This window comes from Pilosibacter sp. YYHA0881 (genome assembly GCF_051602715.1).
Taxonomy (GTDB): domain Bacteria; phylum Bacillota; class Clostridia; order Lachnospirales; family Lachnospiraceae; genus Alitiscatomonas; species Alitiscatomonas aceti.
Map to the genome: position 1 here is coordinate 1,304,250 of NZ_CP175657.1, position 20,076 is coordinate 1,324,325.

Consider the following 20,076-nt stretch of genomic DNA (forward strand, 5'->3'; position numbering starts at 1 on the left):
AGGATCCCTTCCTTTCCTTATTAATATCAATTAATTCCGTCCGAACTCAGCCAGTCTTAAGCCTGGGTTTCTCTCTTCCACCATCCCGACGCTCCAGCTATTGATGAACAGGAGCAGCGGATTGCCCTTCAGATCACAGATCCGCTTCATATCGGAGGTACCCTGGATCCTGGCCACATCCACCTCGCCTGGATTCTCGATCCACCGGATATACTCAAAGGGAAGCTGCTCCAGCTTTACCTCCACGTTGTACTCGTTCTCCAGGCGGTAGGTCAGCACCTCGAACTGCAGGACGCCCACAACGCCTACGATGATCTCCTCCATGCCTGTATTGAACTCCTGGAAGATCTGGATGGCTCCCTCCTGGGCGATCTGGCTGATGCCCTTGATAAACTGCTTTCTCTTCATGGTATCCATCTGGCGCACCCTGGCGAAGTGCTCGGGAGCAAAGGTGGGGATCCCCTCAAACTGGAATTTCCCGCCGGGAGCGCATAAGGTATCTCCAATGGAGAAAATACCCGGATCAAATACGCCGATGATGTCTCCGGCGTACGCCTCCTCGATGATCTTTCTGCTCTCTGCCATCAGCTGCTGGGGCTGGGTCAGACGGATCTTCTTCCCGCCCTGGACATGGTTCACTTCCATTCCAGCCTCAAACCTTCCGGAGCAGATCCGCATGAACGCGATCCTGTCCCTGTGGGCCTTGTTCATGTTGGCCTGGATCTTAAATACAAAGGCGGAAAACTTTTCATCAAACGGATCCACCTGGCCATCCAGAGTCTTTCTGGGAAGCGGGGAGGAGGTCATATTTAAGAAATGCTCCAGGAAGGTCTCCACGCCGAAGTTGGTCAGAGCCGAACCGAAGAACACCGGAGAAAGCTCGCCGCGGTTTACTAACTCCTGGTCAAATTCATCGCTGGCTCCGTCTAAAAGCTCGATATCATCCCTGAGCTGGGCGTGGTAATCCTGGCCGATGATGGAGTCCACATCCGCGCCCTCCACGTCGAAGGTCCTGCTGGCCACCTCCTTCTGGCCTCCCATGGCGGCCGTGAAGGTGGTGATCTGCTTTGTCTGACGGTCGTATACGCCCTTAAAATTCTTGCCGCAGCCGATGGGCCAGTTGATGGGGCAGGTATGGATCCCCAGGACCTCTTCGATCTCGCTCATCAGCTCAAAGGGATCCCTGGCCTCCCGGTCCATTTTGTTCACAAAGGTAAAGATCGGGATATGGCGCATCACACAGACCTTGAAAAGCTTGATGGTCTGTGCCTCCACACCCTTGGAGCCGTCGATGACCATCACCGCCGAGTCCGCAGCCATAAGGGTCCGGTAGGTATCCTCCGAGAAGTCCTGATGGCCCGGCGTGTCCAGGATATTGATGCAGTAGCCTTCATAATTAAACTGTAAAACCGAAGAGGTAACGGAAATTCCCCTCTCCTTCTCGATCTCCATCCAGTCGGAGACCGCATGCTTTGTGGCCTTCCTTCCCTTTACGGTTCCCGCCAGATTGATGGCTCCTCCGTAAAGAAGGAATTTTTCAGTCAGTGTCGTCTTACCGGCGTCCGGGTGCGAAATGATCGCAAAGGTGCGCCGTCTCTTTATTTCATCTGCAAAAGCTGCCAATGGAAAACCTCCAATTCAAACGTCTTAAAATCACAACATCCTTATTTTGCCAATAAATTCACCATTCGTCAAGTATAATCTGGGCCAGACCCGTTCCGTCTTAAAAATCCTCCGGCTCCTTCCTCTCCATTCCAAAAACAGCGTCCAGGATCCTTCCGGCCACGTCCTCCTTGGACATCTTGGGAAGCTCCGTCTCCTTTTCTCTGGTGATCAGCGTCACCACGTTGGTATCGGTGCCGAAGCCAGCCCCGTCCACCTTCAGGTTATTGGCCACGATCATATCCAGCTTCTTCTTTTCCAGCTTTGCCCTGGAATTTTCCAGCATATGCTCCGTTTCCATGGAAAAGCCGCAGAGGAACTGGCCCTCTTTCTTATGCTCTCCCAGCCACTTTAAGATATCGTCGGTGCGCTCCAGCTGGATCGCCATATCCCCGTCCTTTTTCTTTGTCTTTTCCGTATTGACGAATTTAGGCCGGTAATCAGCCACCGCCGCTGCCTTTATGATGGCGTCCTGCCCTGCGCTCCTGGCGGTCACGGCCTCAAACATCTCCTTGGCGCTCTCCACCGGCACCAGGTCCACGAACATGGGCGGCTTCTCCTCCGCCGGTCCTGTGACCAGAGTCACCTGGGCCCCCCGGTACGCAGCGGTCTTCGCAATGGCGTATCCCATCTTCCCGGTGGAGTGGTTGGTGATGTAGCGGACCGGATCGATGGCCTCCCTGGTGGGACCGGCGGTCACTAAGATCTTTTTCCCGGCCAGATCCTTTTCATACCGGATCTCCTTTAAAATATACTGGAGCAGTACCTCCGGCTCCGGCATTTTCCCGGCTCCCGTATCCCCGCAGGCCAGATAGCCGCTGGCCGGGGAGATCACCTCCATCCCGTACCGTTCACAGATCCTTAAATTATCCTGGGTGATGGGATTTTCAAACATCCGGGTGTTCATGGCAGGGCTTATGATCTTTTTGCAGGTGCAGGCCAGGACGGTGGTGGTCAGCATATCGTCAGCCAGGCCATGGGCCAGCTTTGCGATCACATTGGCAGAGGCCGGAGCCACCAGCACCACATCCGCCAGCTTTGCCAGGGAAACGTGCTCCACGGAAAACTCAAAATTCCGGTCAAAGGTGTCCACCAGGCACTTGTTCCCGGTCAGCGTCTCGAAGGTAATGGGATTGATGAAATTGGTGGCGTTTTCTGTCATGATCACATGGACATCGGCCCTTAATTTTTTCAGCGCGCTGGCCAGATAAGCGATCTTATAGGCCGCAATACTCCCTGTCACGCATAAAAGCACTGTTTTTCCCTTCAACATTTTGGAATCCTCCGTTGTATTTCCGATTATTTTGTGGTAAAATCACTTTCATTAAAAAATAATGATCGTACATAGCACTTAATTATATCACTTACGATTCAAATGTGGAAGGAGTTTTCTTTATGATTTTAGCCGTAGACATGGGAAACAGCAATATCGTCGTGGGCGGGCTGGATGACCAGTCCACATATTTTGAAGAGCGGATCACCACCGACGACCGCAAGACAAGCCTGGAATACGCCATCATGCTGAAAAACATCCTGGAAATACACAAGGTAAAACGGAGCGACATCGAGGGCTCCATCATCTCCTCCGTTGTACCGCCCTTAAACGCCCCTCTTTCCTCGGCCGTAAAAAAGATCACCGGAAAACGGCCGTTTTTAGTGGGATCTGGCATGAAGACCGGCTTAAACATTAAAATGGACAACCCTAAGGCCGTAGGCGGCGACCGGATCGTGGCTGCGGTGGCGGCCATTGCGAAGTATGAGGGCCCTATCATCATCATCGATATGGGGACCGCCACCACTATGGATGTGGTGGATAAGGCAGGCTCCTACATCGGCGGCGTGATCCTGCCCGGCGTCAAGGTCTCTTTAAATTCCCTGGTGTCCAATACGGCCCAGCTTCCCAGGATCAACCTGGATGTTCCCAAACGGACCATCGGAAAAAATACCATCGAGTGTATGAGAAACGGCATCATGTACGGCAACGCCGCCATGCTGGACGGGCTCATCGACCGGATGGAGGCAGAATTAGGAGAACCGGCGACTCTGGTGGCCACTGGAGGCATGTCCCGGTTCATCACTCCCCTCTGCACCCATAAGATCATTTACGACGCGGATCTCCTGCTGCGGGGCCTTCTGATCCTTTACCGTCAGAACATGACAGAATAACCCGTTAAAACAGGCCTGCAGAATTTACCAGCCGGCCTCCGGTATAATCCTTACCAAAACCGTACATCATTCTCAATATAGCAAAATCCAGAGAATGATCCAGGAGGTAAGGATATGTCCGGTTATAAGGTTGAAATATGCGGAGTCAATACGGCCAAGCTGCCGTTACTTACCACAGAAGAGAAGGAAGAGCTTTTTAAAAGGATCCTGGCCGGCGATAAGCAGGCCAGGGAGGATTACATCAAAGGAAATCTGCGTCTTGTGTTAAGCGTCATCCAGCGCTTCTCCGGAAATAACGAGAACGTGGACGACCTGTTCCAGATCGGATGCATCGGTCTCATCAAGGCCATCGACAATTTTGACATCACCCAGAATGTCCGTTTCTCCACCTACGCGGTCCCCATGATCCTGGGGGAGGTCCGCCGGTATCTCCGGGACAACAATTCCATCCGTGTCAGCCGCTCCCTGCGGGACACTGCCTACAAAGCCATCTACGCCAGAGAAAATCTCATGAAAAAGAACATGAAAGAACCCACCATCATGGAAATCGCTGATGAGGTGGGTCTGAGCAAAGAGGAGATCACCTACGCCATGGACGCCATCCAGACGCCCATGAGCCTTTATGAGCCTGTCTATACCGACGGCGGCGATCCCCTTTATGTCATGGACCAGATCAGCGATAAGAAAAACAGGGAGGAAAACTGGATTGAGCAGCTTTCCTTAAACGAGGCCATGAAACGGCTCCCGGACCGGGAGCGGAACATCATCCGCATGCGCTTTTATGAGGGCCGCACCCAGACCGAGGTGGCGGAGGAGGTGGGCATCAGCCAGGCCCAGGTCTCCAGGCTGGAAAAAAATGCACTGAAGACCATGCGGAGCTATCTGTCCTGACCGCTCCCCTTCTTTTATACGGCTTCTGATCCCCGGAGCTTTTTAAGGACCGCCTCCTCCGATGGGATACTGGGGATCCCTCCGGGCATTTCTGTGGACAGGCTGGCCGCTGTGGATGCGAAAGCGCCCATGGCGGCCAGCTCTTTTTCATCCAGCTCCTCCGGCGCTTTCCCGGACTTTAAAAGCCAGGCCACGGCGCTTCCCCCGAAAATATCCCCGGCTCCCGTGGTGTCCACCGGCATCACTCTGGGGCAAGCTGCCCGGGCGGCCGCCTTTTCATTGGACAGATACGCACCCCTGGGGCCCATGGTCACCATGGAAAGCTTTACGCCGAATTCCTTCTGGAGCTTTTCAGCCGCCTTCTCTTCGTCGGTGATCCCCCAGAGGAATTCCGCCTCCTCGTCGCTGATCTTCACCACATCCGCCTGGGAAAGCCCCCAGAGGATCTGCTCCCTGGCCTCGTCCGGCGTGTTCCACAGGGGAAGCCGCAGGTTCGGATCAAAGGTGATCCACCCTCCCTTTTTCCGGGCGTATTCCACCGCCCGTTTCGTTGCTGCGCGCACCGGCTCGTCTGTGAGGCTTAAGGTGCCGAAATGAAATACCTTTGCCTGGTCGATGATCTCCAGGTCCAGCTCCTCAAAGGAAAGCTGCGTATCCGCCCCCGGCTTTCTGGCGAAGCTGAATGACCGGTCTCCTCCGGCGTCAAAGGTAACAAAGGCCAGGGTCGTGAGCACCGAGCTGTCCTGCCGGATCCCCTTTGTCTCGATCCCGGCCTCCTTAAGGGTATTTATGAGCAGCCCGCCAAAGGCGTCCGTTCCCACCTTGCCCAGAAATGCCGTCCGGAGCCCGTATTTACTTAGAGCCGCCAGGAAATTTCCCGGCGCTCCGCCCGGATTTGCCTTCATGGTGGAATACCCGGCCGCATCCGTATCCCTGGCTGCAAAATCGATCAGAAGCTCTCCGATGGCTGTCACGTCGTACATGGTGAATTCCCCCTTGTGTGGTAGATTTTAAAGAAATTATAGCAGTGGACGGGATCAGATTCAAGAACGAATGATGGGGGGCAGAAATGTTTTCTATATTTTAGAATGATATGATTTCCATATATTTCCATTTTATTATGTAATATAAGATATTTAGAAAAAAGGAGGCCACCATTGGATACATATACGGTTGATCTGGAATCAATGGGAAAGCGGATCCGGGAACTCAGAAATACCCAGAACAAAGCCCAGGAAGTGTTTGCTGATATGATACATATTTCATCGTCTTATCTCGCACTGATTGAACAGGGAAAACGTACTGCCAGTCTGGATGTAGTTGCCCAGATTGCGTATACCTGCCATGTCTCTGTTGATTATCTTTTATTCGGAAAACAGGAATCCCCTTCATCAGAAAATTATAAATTTTTCAATATACTCTGCCGCCAGTATTCTGATACAGAAATCAAGCGTGCCTTGAAACTCTTCGCCTTCTATCTTCAGCTTGATAAAGAAAAAGAATACCCATAGACCAGACAGCCGCATCTTCTCTCCCATACGCAGCTGCCCCTTATTTTTACAAGCACAGTAATCCTAAGATTAGATATGGCTAAACACCGGAAAATGTTTGTATTTAATTCATGGATTATGTTATACTGTATTTTAGAAAGGGGCAGCAATTATGAATATACGAAAAATTACTTTTGGGAACTTTAAGTCCCTGTATAACGCAGCCTTCGAACCTGGTAAAGTCAATGTATTTATCGGTGCCAACGGTTCTGGAAAAACTACGATCCTGGAAGCGATCGGTTTATTAAGTGCGGCTATGACCGACCGTGTCGATTCTTCCAGCCTCCAGCGCAAAGGCGTGCGCCTCAGTATTCCCTCGCTTTACAAATCCAGTTTTAAGGATCTTAAGAGACAACGATCCATGATCGATCTTTCCCTGGAATGGGAAGATGACTGCTGTACAGATAAATTCCGTTACGATGTACATCTGACAACTCCTACTGATACCGACTATTGGAAATACCACTCTGAGGCATTTCTTCAGAACGGAGAAAAAATATGGGGACGCAGCAATGCCTCCCAGCAGCAGTCCAACAGTTATATCGGCTTCTTTCTCATTGATAATGACCCAGAACTGACAACCGGCCGCAAAATCGCGGAGGATTTTTCATCTTACGGTATTTTCCAGCCAAACACCTTGACTTTGAGAGGCACGATCCCAGATCCCAATCAGGTTTCTCCTGTCGGATTGAATGGCGGACGTCTGGCCGAGGCGATCCGGACACTGATCCATGAAAACGACGGGGATCTGTTTTTCGGAAATTTATATATGGATGACATCCTTGACATGATCGACTGGGCCTCCGATATATCTGTGGATACGCCAAAAAAAACAACGATCAACGCCAATATCCCCACAACACGCCAGGTCATTGAATTTACAGACCGCTATATGAAGGATACCGCTCGTTTTACCGGTTATGATGCCAGCGAGGGAGCCTTATATGTCCTGTTCATGCTGACGCTTGCCATGCATCCCATGGGTCCATCTATTTTCTCAGTAGACAGCTTTGACCACGCGTTAAATCCCCGCCTGGCAAAAAAAATGATCCAGGTGTTCTGTGAACAGATTATCCAGAATAATAAGCATGTTTTTCTGACCACCCATAATCCGCTGGTACTGGATGGACTGGACCTGCAGAATGACGATATACGGCTGTTTGCCGTAGACCGTGACAGTAACGGATATGCCCAGATCCGGCGGATTTCTGTTTCCCAGGAGCTGATCGATGAAGGTCTTCCTTTATCCAGGCTCTGGATCAGCGGAAGACTGGGAGGTGTTCCATCACTGCTATGAAAAATATAGGGATTATTTGTGAAGGTCCAACCGACTACATCATCCTTAAAAATGTTATTAATCTTATAACCGGAGATACCAACTATTTTGTACTGCTTCAGCCTGAGCCTGATCTGCGCGGACAATACGGAAACGGATGGAAAGGCGTCTGGAAATGGTGTCATGATTACGCCAGTATCCGGATGCAGCTTATGGATAAAATTCAGCCCACGTTGGACTTTCTGGTCATTCAGATGGATGGTGACGTATCCAGAAAGGAGAAAGTCTCCCATTGCGGGTGTGGCTCAGTGAAATGCCCCCTCCAAAATATCCGGAATCCTTTGGAGTGTGACATTAAACCAGAATACCGGAATAACTGCCCTGTCTTGCTTCCCTGCCCTGAGCACAACGCACCCGTTTCCAGTTATATGGAACACCTGAAGTCTTTGATCCGTTCATGGTTAAAAGAAATAGACCGTACCTGCATCGTTATCCCCTGCGACAGCACCGAAGCCTGGATCGCTGCCGCCTACGATAACCTGCCCGAAATTGAATTTATGGAAAACCCCTGGGAAAATGTCATCGCTAAGAAGAAGATATATCATGGTATACGAATTTCCGGAAAAAACAAACGAGCCCGGATTTTTGAACAGTTTGCCCCAGTTGTCTGTAAAAACTGGGACCGGGTAACAGAACTCTGTCTGAGCGCACGGGAATTTGAACGAGATATCTCTCTTCTTGGCAGATAAACAAAAATAGCAGCCGCACCGGATTTCTCCGATGCGGCTGTCCTCTCCTACTTCTCAAAATAACAGTCTCCCAGATAATGGAGGGCTGTATTTTTATTAAACTGGAATCCCTTAAGATCCGCCCTTCTTCCCACCATATTGCTCTTATAATACAGCGGCACCCACGGGCAGAGCTCATTTAAGCGGACCTGGAGGTCCCTATATGTCTGAAGCCTCTTCTCCCGGTCTGTTTCCATGCTGGCGGCGTCGATCATTTCATCCACCTTTTCATCCCTGAGATATGCCCGGTTTCCGTTCATGCCGCAGTTTTTTGAATGGAACAGCGGCGTCACACTGTATTCCGGATCACAGGTGGTATTGGTCCAGCCCAGGATCAGGAGCTCATGCTCTCCGGCGTTGATCGCATCCTGGAACGCGCCCCACTCGTAAACGTTGATGTCCACGTTGACGCCGATCTGGGCCAGCTGGGCCTGGACCACCTGGGCGGTACGGTTCCTCACGTCTCCGGATACGTACATCTTAAGATCCAGCCCGTCCCCATAGCCTGCTTCTGCCAGAAGCTCCCTGGCCTTTTCCAGATCCTGGGGATACGGCTGCACTTCCTCATTCCACCCCGGCAGGGTCTTTGCAATGAAGGAGCTGGCCACCTCGCCGCGGCCTTCTACGATCGTATCCACAAATTCCTGGCGGTTCATGGCATATGTAATGGCCTGGCGCACCCGGACGTCATCCAGTCCCTTTTTCGTGGTATTGAACGCCATGAATTCCACTGAAGCCGACGGCCAGCTTTCCAGTACCAGCTCATCATTGGCTTCCACGTTGGCGGCGTCCACCGGATCCACCGTTAAGATCACGTCGATCTCTCCCGTTTCCAGGGCAATGGTCCTGGCGCTCCCCTCGGGAATGATCCGGTTGGTGATGGAAGTGGCTGTGGCCGGTCCGTCAAAGTAATCGTCAAACCGCACCAGCGTCCAGTGATCGTTGGGGACCCATTCCTTAAACATGAACGGGCCCGTTCCTATGGGCTCTTCCCCGTATGTCTCCCCGGCCTCAGTCACAGCCTTCTCCGACAGGATCTTCATGCTGGTGTCATTGAGGACATAAAGAAGGGACGGATATGGACGGGAAAGATGGATCGTCAGGTCATAATCCCCCTCCACCGAAACATGGTCGATGGCCGACGCGTTGGACATGGCCTTGGGCATGGTCTTGGCCCGCTCCAGGCTGAATTTCACGTCGCTGGCCTTCAGCTCCTCCCCATTATGGAACTTCACGCCTTCCCGGAGCTTAAATTTATAGGTCTTGTCATCCACCATCTCAAAGCTCTCCGCCAGGTCCCCCACGACCTCCCGGTTCTCATCGATCTTTACCAGGCCGTTATAAATGTGGCGGTTCAGCGTTGCAGACGGAGAATCCACTCCCACCTGGGGATCCATGGACCGGATATCGCTGGTGTTGGCAGAAATAATATCCGTCCGCCCAATGGACGGCTCCTTCTCCCCCTGGCTGGCTTCCTCTAACGCCTTTTCCGTCTCCGTCCCCGCTAAAGCCGTCGTTTCCCCCTTTGGCTCCGCCGCTGTTCCAGTATCTCCCCCGCTGTTTCCGCAGCCCGACAGCGCCATGACGCCAGCCACCGCCAGCATCGTCAGTTTCCCATACATACCTTTCCTCATACAGTGCTCCTCCTTGTATATAGTTTTTACATATTCCCCTCTTGATTTTCCCACCGGGCGGTCCACCTTCTGCAGATCTCCGAAACCTGCTTCATCTGCCCTGTGAGCCGGTTCCTCTGACGCACGAACCTGGTCTGCACCGCCAGATAATATTCCTCTTCCGTATTTTCCCGGGTCAGTCCCTCTGCCATGGCAAGCCCGGAAAAGACAGGAGCCTTCACCGCCGGATCCTGGTGGTACGGACTGGACGCCGTATAGGTGATCCTCGCCAGCTCCCCGGCAGTCTCCAGAATGGCGTCATCTGTATTTTCCTGGCCTTCCATGGACGCTTCAAGATCCATGACCGCCTCCCTCAGCCTGCCAAGCACCGGCCACACCGGAGAAAGGTCAAAGTCTCCGCCAAGCCTCTCTTCAATGGCGCGGAGGCGGGACTCCATAAAGTCCACAAATCCGCCCATGTCTGCCGGGAGCTTCCCGCAGTTCGCGAAGAATGCCGCCAGCTCCCCAATGACCCTTGTATCCCGCAGCGCCACCTCCGGATCCACCTTATCAAAGGTATCCTCTCTGGTGTGCCACCAGTAAAACATTTCATGATCCTTTTTTATAAACTTCGGCATAATGGCAAAGGGAATATCCGCTCCCCAGAAGGTCTGGTCTGCAAACCGGGTCATGGGCACCGGCGGATCCGGCTCCCCCTCGTTGAATCCCTTCAGGAATTCCCGGTCAAAGTCTGCTCCTTCCAGCATGGACGTCTGGAACCCCACCACATCAGAGCCCTTGCAGCCGCAGATATCCATATTGATATGCGCCACACAATTTTCCTTCAGCTCCTCCCAATGGTGGTCGTAATACCAGGCGGATCCGGCATAACGGCCGTCTGAATGGCCGGACCACCAGGCGAACACCACTGACCGCTCCAGCCGCTCCCGGTTCTCCTGGAACACTCTGGCAAGCTCCATCATGGCGGCGTTGGCCACTCCGTTATCCGTGGCCCCCTCATACCAGGAATCATAATGGCCGGAGACAAGTACAAATTTTTCCGACCTTCCCTGGATCCGCGCCACTGGCATGGTGCTGGAAACGATCCCCTGGCACATCTCAATGCTGAGACGCACGGTCAGCGGACCGGACTCCAGCCGTTTTTGCAGCTCCTCCCCAGCGTTTTTCCCGATCTCCGCGAACGGGATCCCTGGATAATGCCAGGACAGATCCTCCGGCTCCGGCGTTCCCCAGACTCCCCCCAGAGTCCCATGGTGCGCCAGGTCCGCGTGCCAGATGGTGAGCACCCCCAGGGCTCCGGCCCGTTTTGCCTCACACGCAAACGAAAAGCTGTTCTCATACGTCAGGACCAGCTTCCCGGAAAAACCGGCCATCCTGGCCCTCTGCTCTCTCTGGCTGCAGCCTCCGGCCGCGCTGGTCCGGTCAAAAACCAGCTCCGCCTCCAGATCCTTCGCTGTCCCGCTGTATACATACGGGGTCAGAGGAACAGCCTCCCCTGTCCCGTCCTCCAGGACCCGCAGATACGCCGCTCCGGGAAGGCTCCGGTATACCTGATATTTTTCCCGTTCCACAGGGATCCCCAGCTCCTCCATCCGTTCCGCGATCCGCTCGGCTGCTTCCTCTCCGTCTCTGGAGCCCGTATACCGTTCCAGGCGGCAGAACATCTCCACATCCTTCATGATCCGCGACTTGTCCAAGGCTCCGCTGACCGCTTCCGAAAATTCGGTTTTTTTATATAAAATCCTTTTTTTATCTTTTATTTTCTTCATCTCCTTTTATAAATATTAAAATATTTTCATATATTCATAGTATCATCTGATTATTTTTCCGTCAATAGATTCATTCACAAAAACAAAAAGAAAGTGTACAGTTCCCTTTTTTCGGTTATCTGCACACTTTCTCTTATTTTCATTGAATCTGTCTCCCGGCGCGCCGTTCCGGTCTCCTTACCGCTTCACCAGCAGAGATTTCCCAGTCATCTCCTTCGGCTGCTCCATACCCATGAGCTCGATGAGCGTCGGAGCAATATCTGCCAGGCAGCCGCCCTCTCTGAGGCCGTACTCTGCGCCTGCATTCACCAGGATAAACGGCACCGGATTCGTCGTGTGGGCCGTAAACGGTTCTCCGGTCTCATAATCCACCAGCTGCTCCACATTTCCATGGTCTGCGCAGATGAACATTGCGCCGTCCGCCTTTTCGATGGCCTCCACGGCTCTTCCCACACAGGCGTCCACAGCCTCCACCGCCTGGATGGCCGCGTTCTCCACTCCCGTATGACCCACCATATCCGGGTTGGCAAAGTTGATGATGATCACATCATATTTTCCAGAGCCGATGGCCTCCACCAGCTTATCGCACACCGCCGGGGCGCTCATCTCCGGCTGCAGGTCATAGGTGGCCACCTTGGGGGATTTCACCAGGATCCGCTCCTCTCCCGGATTGGGCTCCTCCACACCGCCATTGAAGAAGAAGGTCACATGGGCATACTTCTCTGTCTCCGCGATCCTGGCCTGGGTCATATGGTGATCCGCCAGGAACTGGCCCAGGGTATTGGTGATGGCTTCCTTTTTAAAGGCCACCAGCTTATTGGGGATGGTCTCATCGTAATCCGTAAAGCAGACGTAGACCAGCTCCAGTCTCTTATCCCGGTCAAAGCCTGTGAACGCATCGTCACAGAACGCGCGGGTGATCTCTCTGGCCCGGTCCGGACGGAAGTTGAAGAAGATCACAGAGTCCTTATCCTGGACCAGACCCACAGGCCGTCCGTTCTCAGTGATCACCGTGGGAACCACGAACTCGTCGGTCTTTCCTTCATCATAAGACGCCTGTACGGCCGCAGCGGCGCAGGGATCCTGCTTTCCCTCTCCCTTTGTAAGGGCCTTGTAAGCCAGCTCCACACGATCCCAGCGGTTATCCCGGTCCATGGCGTAATAACGGCCCATGACAGAGGCCACCTTACCGACGCCCAGTTCCTTCATTTTTCCTTCCAGCGCCTCCACAAACTCCCGGCCAGAGGAGGGAGGCGTATCCCTTCCGTCCAGGAAGCAATGGACAAACACCTTATCCAGTCCGTTTCTTCTGGCCAGCTCCAGAAGCCCGAAGATATGGGTCATGTGGCTGTGTACGCCTCCGTCGGATACCAGTCCCATCAGATGAAGGGCAGAGCCGTTCTTTTTACAATTCTCCACTGTCTTTAAAAACTCGCTGTTTTCAAAGAAATCCCCATCCTCGATGGCCTTTGTGATCTTCGTCAGCTCCTGGTATACGATGCGGCCTGCGCCCATGTTCAGATGCCCCACCTCAGAGTTGCCCATCTGCCCGTCGGGAAGCCCCACGGCCAGCCCGCTGGCATTTCCCTCCACAAAGGGGCATTCCTTCATCAGCCGGTCCATCACCGGGGTATTGGCCTCCAGGACCGCATTTCCCCGCTTTTCCTTATTTAATCCATATCCGTCCAGGATCATCAGTACAACTGGTTTTCTGCTCATATATTTCTTCCACTCCTTTATTGGTCTGTATCCTTTAGAAACGCTTCTATTGTATATCATTTAACAAATTCCCGCAACTGTTTCATGGAAGTATCTGTTATTTTTATAACAGGGTACCTCTGGTATTTTTTAATTTTTCTTTTTTCTTCACACTTCCTTCACAGAGATTCCAAACTTTCGTCACATTTTTCCCGTATCCTATTATCTGTAACAAGGTACCAGACCTTTATACACTTTTTCATACTTGGCCGGCGGCTCATACCCGCCGGCTCCTCCCATTTATAAGGAGCTCCGGCGTTTTTACTGGATCCACATTTCTCCCTTTAGATTCTTGTTGAATTTTTTGAAATTTTTTGTATTTTCCTCTTGCTTTTTTTGAAACCCTGTGGTATTATTAATGAGCTCGCTGATACAGAGCACAACATCGAGGCGTGGCTCAGTTTGGTAGAGCGCTGCGTTCGGGACGCAGAGGTCGCAAGTTCGAATCTTGTCGCCTCGATTCCGGCCTGTTGGTCAAGCGGTCAAGACGACGCCCTCTCACGGCGTAAACCCGGGTTCGATTCCCGGACAGGTCACGATTTAAACCGGTTATCTGAAATTCAGATAGCCGGTTTTTTGTTTCCAGTATCCTGCCGAGCAGGACCTCCTTCGGAAAGCCCGGCCCCCACTCCTGTTCTTTAAAGCTCCTGGACACAAAATGGGATGCTGCCGGAGCCGGAAAAAAGCCCGCTCCACGCTGCATCCCATTTTTAATTTTATCTGCGGCTCCTATTCCACCTCGTCCTCGCTGACCAGCTCGTCGTACTCTGCGGAGTCCAGAAGCTCGTCAAAGGCGTCTGCCACGATCTCATACTCCTCATCGCTGTCAATGTTCTCCAGATCCGGATTTCCATTGATATCTTCCACATAACGGTATAAGTAAACCTCTCCGTCTTCGGCCTCTCTGCCATCCAGGGGAAGAAGGGCGATATACTCTTTCTCTCCAGCCTCAAAAATCGTCAGCACCACGCACTCCAGCTCTGTGCCGTCGTCCAGAGTCAAGGTCACTGTCATCTCTTCATCGTTCTCAGCGTCCGGGTTTACAGGACCGTTCTTTAAATTTTCGTTTGCCATAACCGTTCCTCTCTTTTTTCAAGTGTACCATATTTTTATAAGGTAAATACAGCATATCAGTAAACCCCGTAAAAATCAATACTCAATTCCCTTTCTTGCCAAAATCCCCCGGTCATAGGGGTGTCTGACCTTTTGGATCTCCGACACATAATCAGCGGCTCCGAGGATCCGCTCCGACGGCGATCTGCCGGTCAGTACCACCTCCAGCCCACCGGGCCTGTCCTCCAGAAACTCCAGGACCCGTTCCTCGGGCACCATGCCGTAGGTCATGGCCGCCATGATCTCGTCCAGGATCAGAAGGTCCGCCCCCTCCGCCAGCTCCACGGCTCGGAAAAACTGTTCCAGATTCCACCGGGCTGCCTGCTCTCTGGTCTCCCGGTCCATGGCCGATACGAAGCCGAAGGTCCTTTCACAGGGGATCACCGTGATCCCTGGAATATGGCCCAGTACGGCCACCTCCCCGGAATCGTCGCTTTTTAAAAACCGCACCATCACCACCTTAAGCCCACGTCCGGCGGCCCGGACAGCCATTCCCACAGCCGCGCTGGTCTTTCCCTTTCCGTCTCCGCAGTAAATATGCACCAATGCCATCTGCTGTCCCTTCTCCTTCCATACACTGTCCTGTCCATACGGCTCCTCAGTCCATGCATTCCTTCACGAACCGGGAGATCTCCTGCTTTCTGTGATACCGTTCCTTCACCGCGCAGAGATGGAGCCGCTCCTTCGCCCGGGTCATGGCCACATAAAAGAGACGCCGCTCCTCCTCGATGTCTGCCGGAAGCCCCGCCTTGTGGTGGGGGACGATGCCCTCGTTGGCATCAACGACAAATACGATCCTGTATTCCAGCCCCTTGGAGCTGTGCATGGTGGAGAGGGTCACTCCCTCCGGCCTGCCCGGCTCCTTTGCCTCTCTTCTCTTTTCCTTCAGCGTCTCCTCATACTGGCGGATGTGCTCCTTCCATTGCTCCAGGGTGGAGAAGCCGGCCGCGCTCTCTTCGATCTGGCTGGCAATATCGAAAAATTCCTCTGGACGGATCCGCCGGAATGCGGCAAATTCCTTTAAATAATCATCATAGCCAACAGCCTGGCGGATGTAGTGGATGGCAGGGCCGGGCCTCAGCCGTCCGATGGTCCGCAGATCCCCCTCCAGATCCATGACCCGCTCCTGCATCCAGTCCCGGTCCCGGTAAAAATCCCTGACCTGGTCCAGGGACACCAGGGGCGTTTCAAAGGCGTCCCTGGAAAAATACCGGTTGGGCCGGTTCATGATCCGGAAGAAATCGCTGCGGGCCTGGCTCCCATGGCCCAGCTCCAGATACGCCATCAGATCCTTTGCGATCCAGTGGCCGTAGAGGCTGGGGATCACATCCCGCATGGAAAAGGGGATGTTATATTCCATCAGTTTTTCTGCCAGAAGCCCCGTTCCGTTCCCGGTCCGGAACAGTACGGCCATGTCCTCAAAGGCAAAGCCCGCCTGGGCGTACTGGCGGATCCGCCTGGCCGTTCCCTCGGCCTCTGCCAGAGGATTTTCATACACGGATACATCCACGGGGCGTCCGGAGCCATGGACCGGAACCAGTTCCTTTTTAAAACGGACCTGGTTCCGGGATATGAGCTTTAAGGAGGTCTCCACGATCTCCCTGGAGGAACGGTAGTTTTCCGCCAGGAGCACGCGGCGGGCCCCCGGATAGTCCTTTTCAAAGCCCAGCATGATCTCCGGCTTCGCTCCCCGGAACCGGTAAATGGACTGGTCGTCATCTCCCACGATGAAAAGATTATTTTCCGGCAGAGCCAGCATCTTCACGATCTCATACTGGATCTGGTTGATATCCTGAAATTCATCCACTAAAATATACCGGAATTTCCTCTGCCAGGCAGAAAGGATATCCTTTCTCTGGGAAAACAGCTCATAGCACATGACCAGCATATCGTCGAAATCCAGCTTTCCCCTGGCCCGCAGCATATCCTCATAGCCGGTGTACAGCCGTTTGAACCATTCCTCCGGACAGTTCTGGGAATAGTAGCAGGAAAGGTCCATCTGGCTTCCCTTTACATAGCTGATCTCGTTGATCACGGCGGAGATGAACTCGCCCTCATCCTCCACCTCCAGTTCGGAATTTTCGAGAAATTCCCTGAAATACTGGCGTTTTTCCTCCTCCCCCAGGACACAGCCCGCCGGAAACCGGTACGCCAGCTTAAGGATCCTGTAAAAAACAGAGTGGAAGGTACCAAAGGTCACCCTTCCACTTTCTGTATCGTTTTCTCTGACCGCCGGTCTCAGGGAATAGAACCGTTCCTCCATCTCCCTGGCCGACGCCTTTGTAAAAGTGATCACAAGGATCTCTGACGGGCGGACTCCCGACTCCAGGAGTCCTGCGATCCTGTGAGTGATCACCGTGGTCTTTCCGGACCCCGGCCCCGCCAGGACCATCATGGGCCCCGTCTTATGAGACAGGGCCGTTTTCTGCGCTTCGTTAAATTTCATCATTTACCTGCTGAAAGCAACTTTCTCTTTTCCTGTCCTACGCCTCCAGAAGTGCGATCCCCTTCCTGATCCGCTCCAGGGACTCCTCTTTTCCAAGTACCTCCATGATCTCAGTGGCTCCTGCCGGGGTCATCTGCTTTCCGGAAACCGCCGTGCGGATGGGCCACATCACGAAGCCGGTCTTTACGCCCTTTTCCGCCACATAGGCGGCCAGGGTCTCATAAAGAGCATCGTTGGAATAATCCTCCTGGGCCTCCAACAGCGGAAGCACCTCCTTTAAGGTCTCCAGGGAGGTCTCCTTTGTGGTCTTCATCTTTTTATGAACATACATCTCCGGATCATACTCCGGAAGCGTCTCAAAGAAATCCACCTGGGCCGCAATGTCCGGGAATACCTCGATCCTGGTCTTTACCATGGCGGCGATCTTCTTAAGATCCAGGGGCTTTGTGATGGCGGCCTTTAAATAAGGCTCCGCCTGGGCATAGAAGGGCTCGAAGTCCATCTTCTTTAAATATTCCCCATTCATCCAGCGCAGCTTTGTCATATCAAACACTGCCGGGGATTTGCTCATGTTGTGGTAGTCAAATTCCTTCACCAGCTCCTCCAGGGTAAAGAACTCCTGGTTGCCTGCCGGGGACCAGCCTAAGAGAGCTACGAAGTTTACGATGGCCTCTGTTAAAAAGCCCTGCTCTAAAAGGTCCTCAAAGGAGGAATGACCGCTTCTCTTGCTTAATTTTTTATGCTCCTCGTTGGTGATGGTAGGACAGTGGACGTACACCGGCACCTCCCAGCCGAAGGCCTCGTAAAGACGGTTGTATTTGGGGGAGGAGGACAGATACTCGTTTCCTCTCACCACATGGGTGATCCCCATCAGATGGTCGTCCACCACGTTGGCGAAGTTGTAGGTGGGGTATCCGTCGGATTTAATGAGGACCATATCGTCCAGCTCCGAGTTATCCACACTGATATCGCCGTAAATGTCGTCGTGGAAGGTGGTGGTCCCCTCCTTGGGGTTATTCTGACGGATCACGAAGGGCATTCCGGCCTTCAGATTGGCCTCCACCTCTTCCTTGGAAAGGCCCAGGCAGTGCTTATCATAGGCCATGATCTCCTCTCCGTTGACGTTCTTCTTTAAGGAATCCAGACGCTCCTGGGTACAGAAGCAGTAATAGGCCTCGCCCTTTTCCACCAGCTTTTTCGCGTACTCCATATAGATCCCGGATCTCTGGCGCTCGCTCTGTACATAGGGGCCGTAACCGCCGTCCTTATCCGGTCCCTCATCATGGATCAGTCCCGTTTTTTCCATGGTACGGTAGATGATGTCCACCGCTCCCTCCACGTACCGCTCCTGGTCCGTGTCCTCGATGCGGAGGATGAAATCCCCGCCCTCATGCTTGGCGATCAGATATGTGTAAAGCGCGGTCCTTAAATTTCCCACATGCATCCGGCCTGTGGGGCTCGGCGCAAACCTTGTTCTCACTTTTCCCATTTTTTTCTTCTCCTGTCATTTCCATAGAATTTTAAGGGGCTTTCCCCATGTTTCTCTTTTATGCCGCCATATCCAGCAGATGGCAGGCCAGATTAAAGTATACCATCAGACTCACCGCGTCCACGATGGTGGTGATCATGGGCGACGCCATAATGGCCGGATCCAGCTTTAATACCTTGGCCCCGATGGGCAGGGTACAGCCGATGGTCTTGGCCGCCACCACAGTGGCAAACATACTGATGACCACCGTAACGCAGATCATGGTGTTTCCCGGATACTGGATCATCAGGCGGATAAAGTTCACCACCGCCAGCACAAAGCCCACCATAAAGCCGACCCGGATCTCCTTCCATAAGACCTTTAATACGTCCGACGGCTCGATCTCTCCCAGGGCCATGCCGCGGATCACCATGGTGCTGCTCTGGCTTCCCGAGTTTCCGCCTGTATCCATTAACATCGGGATAAAGCTTACTAACAGCGGCACCGCCGCAAAGGCAGTCTCATATTTTACCAGGATCGCACCAGTGATGGTGCTGGACAGCATCAGGATCAGAAGCCACGGGATCCTGTTTTTTGCAAGCTGGAACACGCTGGTCTTTAAATACGGCTTTTCACTGGGCAGCATGGCGGCCATCTTCTCGAAGTCCTCGGTGGCCTCTTCCTCCATGACCTCCATCACATCGTCTACGGTGATGATCCCCACCAGACGATCCTCGCTGTCCACCACAGGGATACATAAAAGGCCGTATCTGTTCATCATATCCGCCACAGCCTCCTGGTCCTCGGTGGTGGTCACCTTGATCACATGGGTGTCCATAATAGTCTCCAGGCGTGCCTCATAGGCGTTCATCAAAAGCTCCTTGACCGTGACCACGCCCTCCAGATGGCGCTTTTCATCCATCACATAGCAGGTATAAATGGTCTCCGAGTCCACGCCGTGATGACGGATATAGGCAAAGGACTGCTCTACGGTCATGTTCTTTTTCAGGCCCACATACTCGGCCGTCATGATGCTTCCGGCGCTGTTCTCCGGATAATTTAAGAACTGGTTGATGAGCTTTCTCGTATCCGGCGTCGTATTCTTCAGAACGCGGCGCACCACCGTTGCCGGAAGCTCCTCCAGCATATCCACCGCGTCGTCCACATACAGGTCCTCTACGATCTCTGAAAGCTCCTTATCCGTGATGCTGTTGATGATGTGGCTCTGGCTTTCCGCCGGAAGCTCCGCAAATACGTCCGTGGCCAGGGCCTTGGGCAGCATACGGAACACGATCACGGTCTTTTCCGAATCCAGTTCTTCCATAAATGAGGCGATATCCACCTCGTTGATCTCCAGAAGGGCTTCCTTTAACTGCCGGTACTTTTTTTCCTCCGCCAGCCTTAAAAGCTTCTCCTTCTCTTCATTTTCCATAACTTCGTTTGACATCGTTTCTTCCTCCACTCCATATTTTTACCGGCATGGAGGCAAAACGTCCATTAAGAACGGCAATACACATAATGGGACTGCATTATGTCTATTGCCTCAGGTTCCGGG

The 20,076-nt window shown here is 53.0% G+C and carries 16 protein-coding genes and 2 tRNA genes; 7 read left to right on the plus strand and 11 right to left on the minus strand.

Annotated features, from left to right (window positions below):
• Positions 1-30: 30 nt before the first annotated feature.
• Positions 31-1,623, minus strand: a complete 1,593-nt coding sequence (locus ACI6NM_RS06160; RefSeq protein WP_022273793.1) for a peptide chain release factor 3 — start codon at positions 1,621-1,623, stop codon at positions 31-33.
• 100 nt (positions 1,624-1,723) lie between these two features.
• Positions 1,724-2,935 (minus strand): bifunctional phosphopantothenoylcysteine decarboxylase/phosphopantothenate--cysteine ligase CoaBC, encoded by a 1,212-nt coding sequence (coaBC, locus tag ACI6NM_RS06165; protein ID WP_262427480.1) that lies wholly within the window; start codon positions 2,933-2,935, stop codon positions 1,724-1,726.
• A gap of 122 nt (positions 2,936-3,057) precedes the next feature.
• Here coaBC and ACI6NM_RS06170 point away from each other — a divergent pair, with 122 nt between their 5' ends.
• Together ACI6NM_RS06170 and sigG are read left to right on the plus strand one after the other, a co-directional pair.
• Positions 3,058-3,828 carry a type III pantothenate kinase gene (locus ACI6NM_RS06170; protein WP_215652870.1) on the plus strand — a complete coding sequence of 257 codons (771 nt, stop codon included), beginning with the start codon at positions 3,058-3,060 and terminating at the stop codon, positions 3,826-3,828.
• Between the two features lie 114 nt (positions 3,829-3,942).
• Entirely contained in the window at positions 3,943-4,719 is a 777-nt protein-coding gene (gene sigG / locus ACI6NM_RS06175) for an RNA polymerase sporulation sigma factor SigG (RefSeq protein ID WP_022273790.1), read from the plus strand.
• A gap of 14 nt (positions 4,720-4,733) precedes the next feature.
• Here sigG and ACI6NM_RS06180 read toward each other — a convergent pair whose 3' ends face one another.
• Positions 4,734-5,702 (minus strand): PfkB family carbohydrate kinase, encoded by a 969-nt coding sequence (locus ACI6NM_RS06180; RefSeq protein ID WP_438501077.1) that lies wholly within the window; start codon positions 5,700-5,702, stop codon positions 4,734-4,736.
• A gap of 174 nt (positions 5,703-5,876) precedes the next feature.
• Between ACI6NM_RS06180 and ACI6NM_RS06185 the strand changes: the two genes are divergently transcribed.
• From ACI6NM_RS06185 to ACI6NM_RS06195, 3 genes are all read left to right on the plus strand, one after another.
• Positions 5,877-6,230, plus strand: a complete 354-nt coding sequence (locus ACI6NM_RS06185) for a helix-turn-helix domain-containing protein (RefSeq protein WP_022273788.1) — start codon at positions 5,877-5,879, stop codon at positions 6,228-6,230.
• Between the two features lie 151 nt (positions 6,231-6,381).
• On the plus strand, positions 6,382-7,566 hold the full coding sequence (locus ACI6NM_RS06190; RefSeq protein WP_022273787.1) for an AAA family ATPase: 1,185 nt from the start codon (positions 6,382-6,384) through the stop codon (positions 7,564-7,566).
• A complete protein-coding gene (locus tag ACI6NM_RS06195) occupies positions 7,563-8,294 on the plus strand; it encodes a hypothetical protein (protein WP_022273786.1) in 732 nt (243 codons plus the stop codon). The genes ACI6NM_RS06190 and ACI6NM_RS06195 overlap by 4 nt, the downstream gene beginning before the upstream one ends.
• A gap of 47 nt (positions 8,295-8,341) precedes the next feature.
• On the opposite strand, the gene ACI6NM_RS06200 is transcribed toward ACI6NM_RS06195, so the two are convergent.
• The 3 genes from ACI6NM_RS06200 to gpmI all read right to left on the minus strand — a co-directional run bounded on the left by ACI6NM_RS06200 (position 8,342) and on the right by gpmI (position 13,455).
• Positions 8,342-9,967, minus strand: a complete 1,626-nt coding sequence (locus tag ACI6NM_RS06200) for an ABC transporter substrate-binding protein (RefSeq protein ID WP_022273785.1) — start codon at positions 9,965-9,967, stop codon at positions 8,342-8,344.
• Between the two features lie 26 nt (positions 9,968-9,993).
• On the minus strand, positions 9,994-11,664 hold the full coding sequence (locus tag ACI6NM_RS06205; protein WP_337425406.1) for a M28 family peptidase: 1,671 nt from the start codon (positions 11,662-11,664) through the stop codon (positions 9,994-9,996).
• A gap of 249 nt (positions 11,665-11,913) precedes the next feature.
• A complete protein-coding gene (gpmI, locus tag ACI6NM_RS06210; RefSeq protein ID WP_022273782.1) occupies positions 11,914-13,455 on the minus strand; it encodes a 2,3-bisphosphoglycerate-independent phosphoglycerate mutase in 1,542 nt (513 codons plus the stop codon).
• A gap of 425 nt (positions 13,456-13,880) precedes the next feature.
• Between gpmI and ACI6NM_RS06215 the strand changes: the two genes are divergently transcribed.
• Positions 13,881-13,954 (plus strand) — tRNA-Pro (locus ACI6NM_RS06215).
• 4 nt (positions 13,955-13,958) lie between these two features.
• Positions 13,959-14,030 (plus strand) — tRNA-Glu (locus ACI6NM_RS06220).
• Between the two features lie 193 nt (positions 14,031-14,223).
• On the opposite strand, the gene ACI6NM_RS06225 is transcribed toward ACI6NM_RS06220, so the two are convergent.
• The 5 genes from ACI6NM_RS06225 to mgtE form a co-directional block, all read right to left on the minus strand.
• Positions 14,224-14,568, minus strand: coding sequence for a DUF1292 domain-containing protein (locus tag ACI6NM_RS06225; RefSeq protein WP_022272402.1), 345 nt, complete (start codon positions 14,566-14,568; stop codon positions 14,224-14,226).
• 75 nt (positions 14,569-14,643) lie between these two features.
• Entirely contained in the window at positions 14,644-15,159 is a 516-nt protein-coding gene (locus ACI6NM_RS06230) for a cob(I)yrinic acid a,c-diamide adenosyltransferase (RefSeq protein ID WP_022272401.1), read from the minus strand.
• 46 nt (positions 15,160-15,205) lie between these two features.
• A complete protein-coding gene (locus ACI6NM_RS06235; RefSeq protein ID WP_022272400.1) occupies positions 15,206-17,053 on the minus strand; it encodes an ATP-dependent helicase in 1,848 nt (615 codons plus the stop codon).
• A 37-nt stretch (positions 17,054-17,090) separates the two neighbouring features.
• Complete coding sequence (gene gltX / locus ACI6NM_RS06240; RefSeq protein ID WP_022272399.1) at positions 17,091-18,542, minus strand: glutamate--tRNA ligase; 1,452 nt, start codon at positions 18,540-18,542, stop codon at positions 17,091-17,093.
• A 58-nt stretch (positions 18,543-18,600) separates the two neighbouring features.
• Positions 18,601-19,953: a magnesium transporter gene (mgtE, locus tag ACI6NM_RS06245; protein ID WP_438501094.1), complete on the minus strand. Its 1,353-nt coding sequence runs from the start codon at positions 19,951-19,953 to the stop codon at positions 18,601-18,603.
• Positions 19,954-20,076: the final 123 nt, after the last annotated feature.

What these genes read in the sequence shown, in the direction of transcription:
- ACI6NM_RS06170 (WP_215652870.1), top strand. Translation starts at nt 3,058, where the DNA reads ATGATTTTAGCCGTAGACATGGGAAACAGCAATATCGTCGTGGGCGGG.
- gltX (WP_022272399.1), bottom strand. Translation starts at nt 18,542, where the DNA reads ATGGGAAAAGTGAGAACAAGGTTTGCGCCGAGCCCCACAGGCCGGATG.
- coaBC (WP_262427480.1), bottom strand. Translation starts at nt 2,935, where the DNA reads ATGTTGAAGGGAAAAACAGTGCTTTTATGCGTGACAGGGAGTATTGCG.
- ACI6NM_RS06235 (WP_022272400.1), bottom strand. Translation starts at nt 17,053, where the DNA reads ATGAAATTTAACGAAGCGCAGAAAACGGCCCTGTCTCATAAGACGGGG.
- ACI6NM_RS06195 (WP_022273786.1), top strand. Translation starts at nt 7,563, where the DNA reads ATGAAAAATATAGGGATTATTTGTGAAGGTCCAACCGACTACATCATC.
- ACI6NM_RS06230 (WP_022272401.1), bottom strand. Translation starts at nt 15,159, where the DNA reads ATGGCATTGGTGCATATTTACTGCGGAGACGGAAAGGGAAAGACCAGC.
- ACI6NM_RS06180 (WP_438501077.1), bottom strand. Translation starts at nt 5,702, where the DNA reads ATGTACGACGTGACAGCCATCGGAGAGCTTCTGATCGATTTTGCAGCC.
- mgtE (WP_438501094.1), bottom strand. Translation starts at nt 19,953, where the DNA reads ATGGAAAATGAAGAGAAGGAGAAGCTTTTAAGGCTGGCGGAGGAAAAA.
- ACI6NM_RS06200 (WP_022273785.1), bottom strand. Translation starts at nt 9,967, where the DNA reads ATGAGGAAAGGTATGTATGGGAAACTGACGATGCTGGCGGTGGCTGGC.
- ACI6NM_RS06190 (WP_022273787.1), top strand. Translation starts at nt 6,382, where the DNA reads ATGAATATACGAAAAATTACTTTTGGGAACTTTAAGTCCCTGTATAAC.
- gpmI (WP_022273782.1), bottom strand. Translation starts at nt 13,455, where the DNA reads ATGAGCAGAAAACCAGTTGTACTGATGATCCTGGACGGATATGGATTA.
- sigG (WP_022273790.1), top strand. Translation starts at nt 3,943, where the DNA reads ATGTCCGGTTATAAGGTTGAAATATGCGGAGTCAATACGGCCAAGCTG.
- ACI6NM_RS06225 (WP_022272402.1), bottom strand. Translation starts at nt 14,568, where the DNA reads ATGGCAAACGAAAATTTAAAGAACGGTCCTGTAAACCCGGACGCTGAG.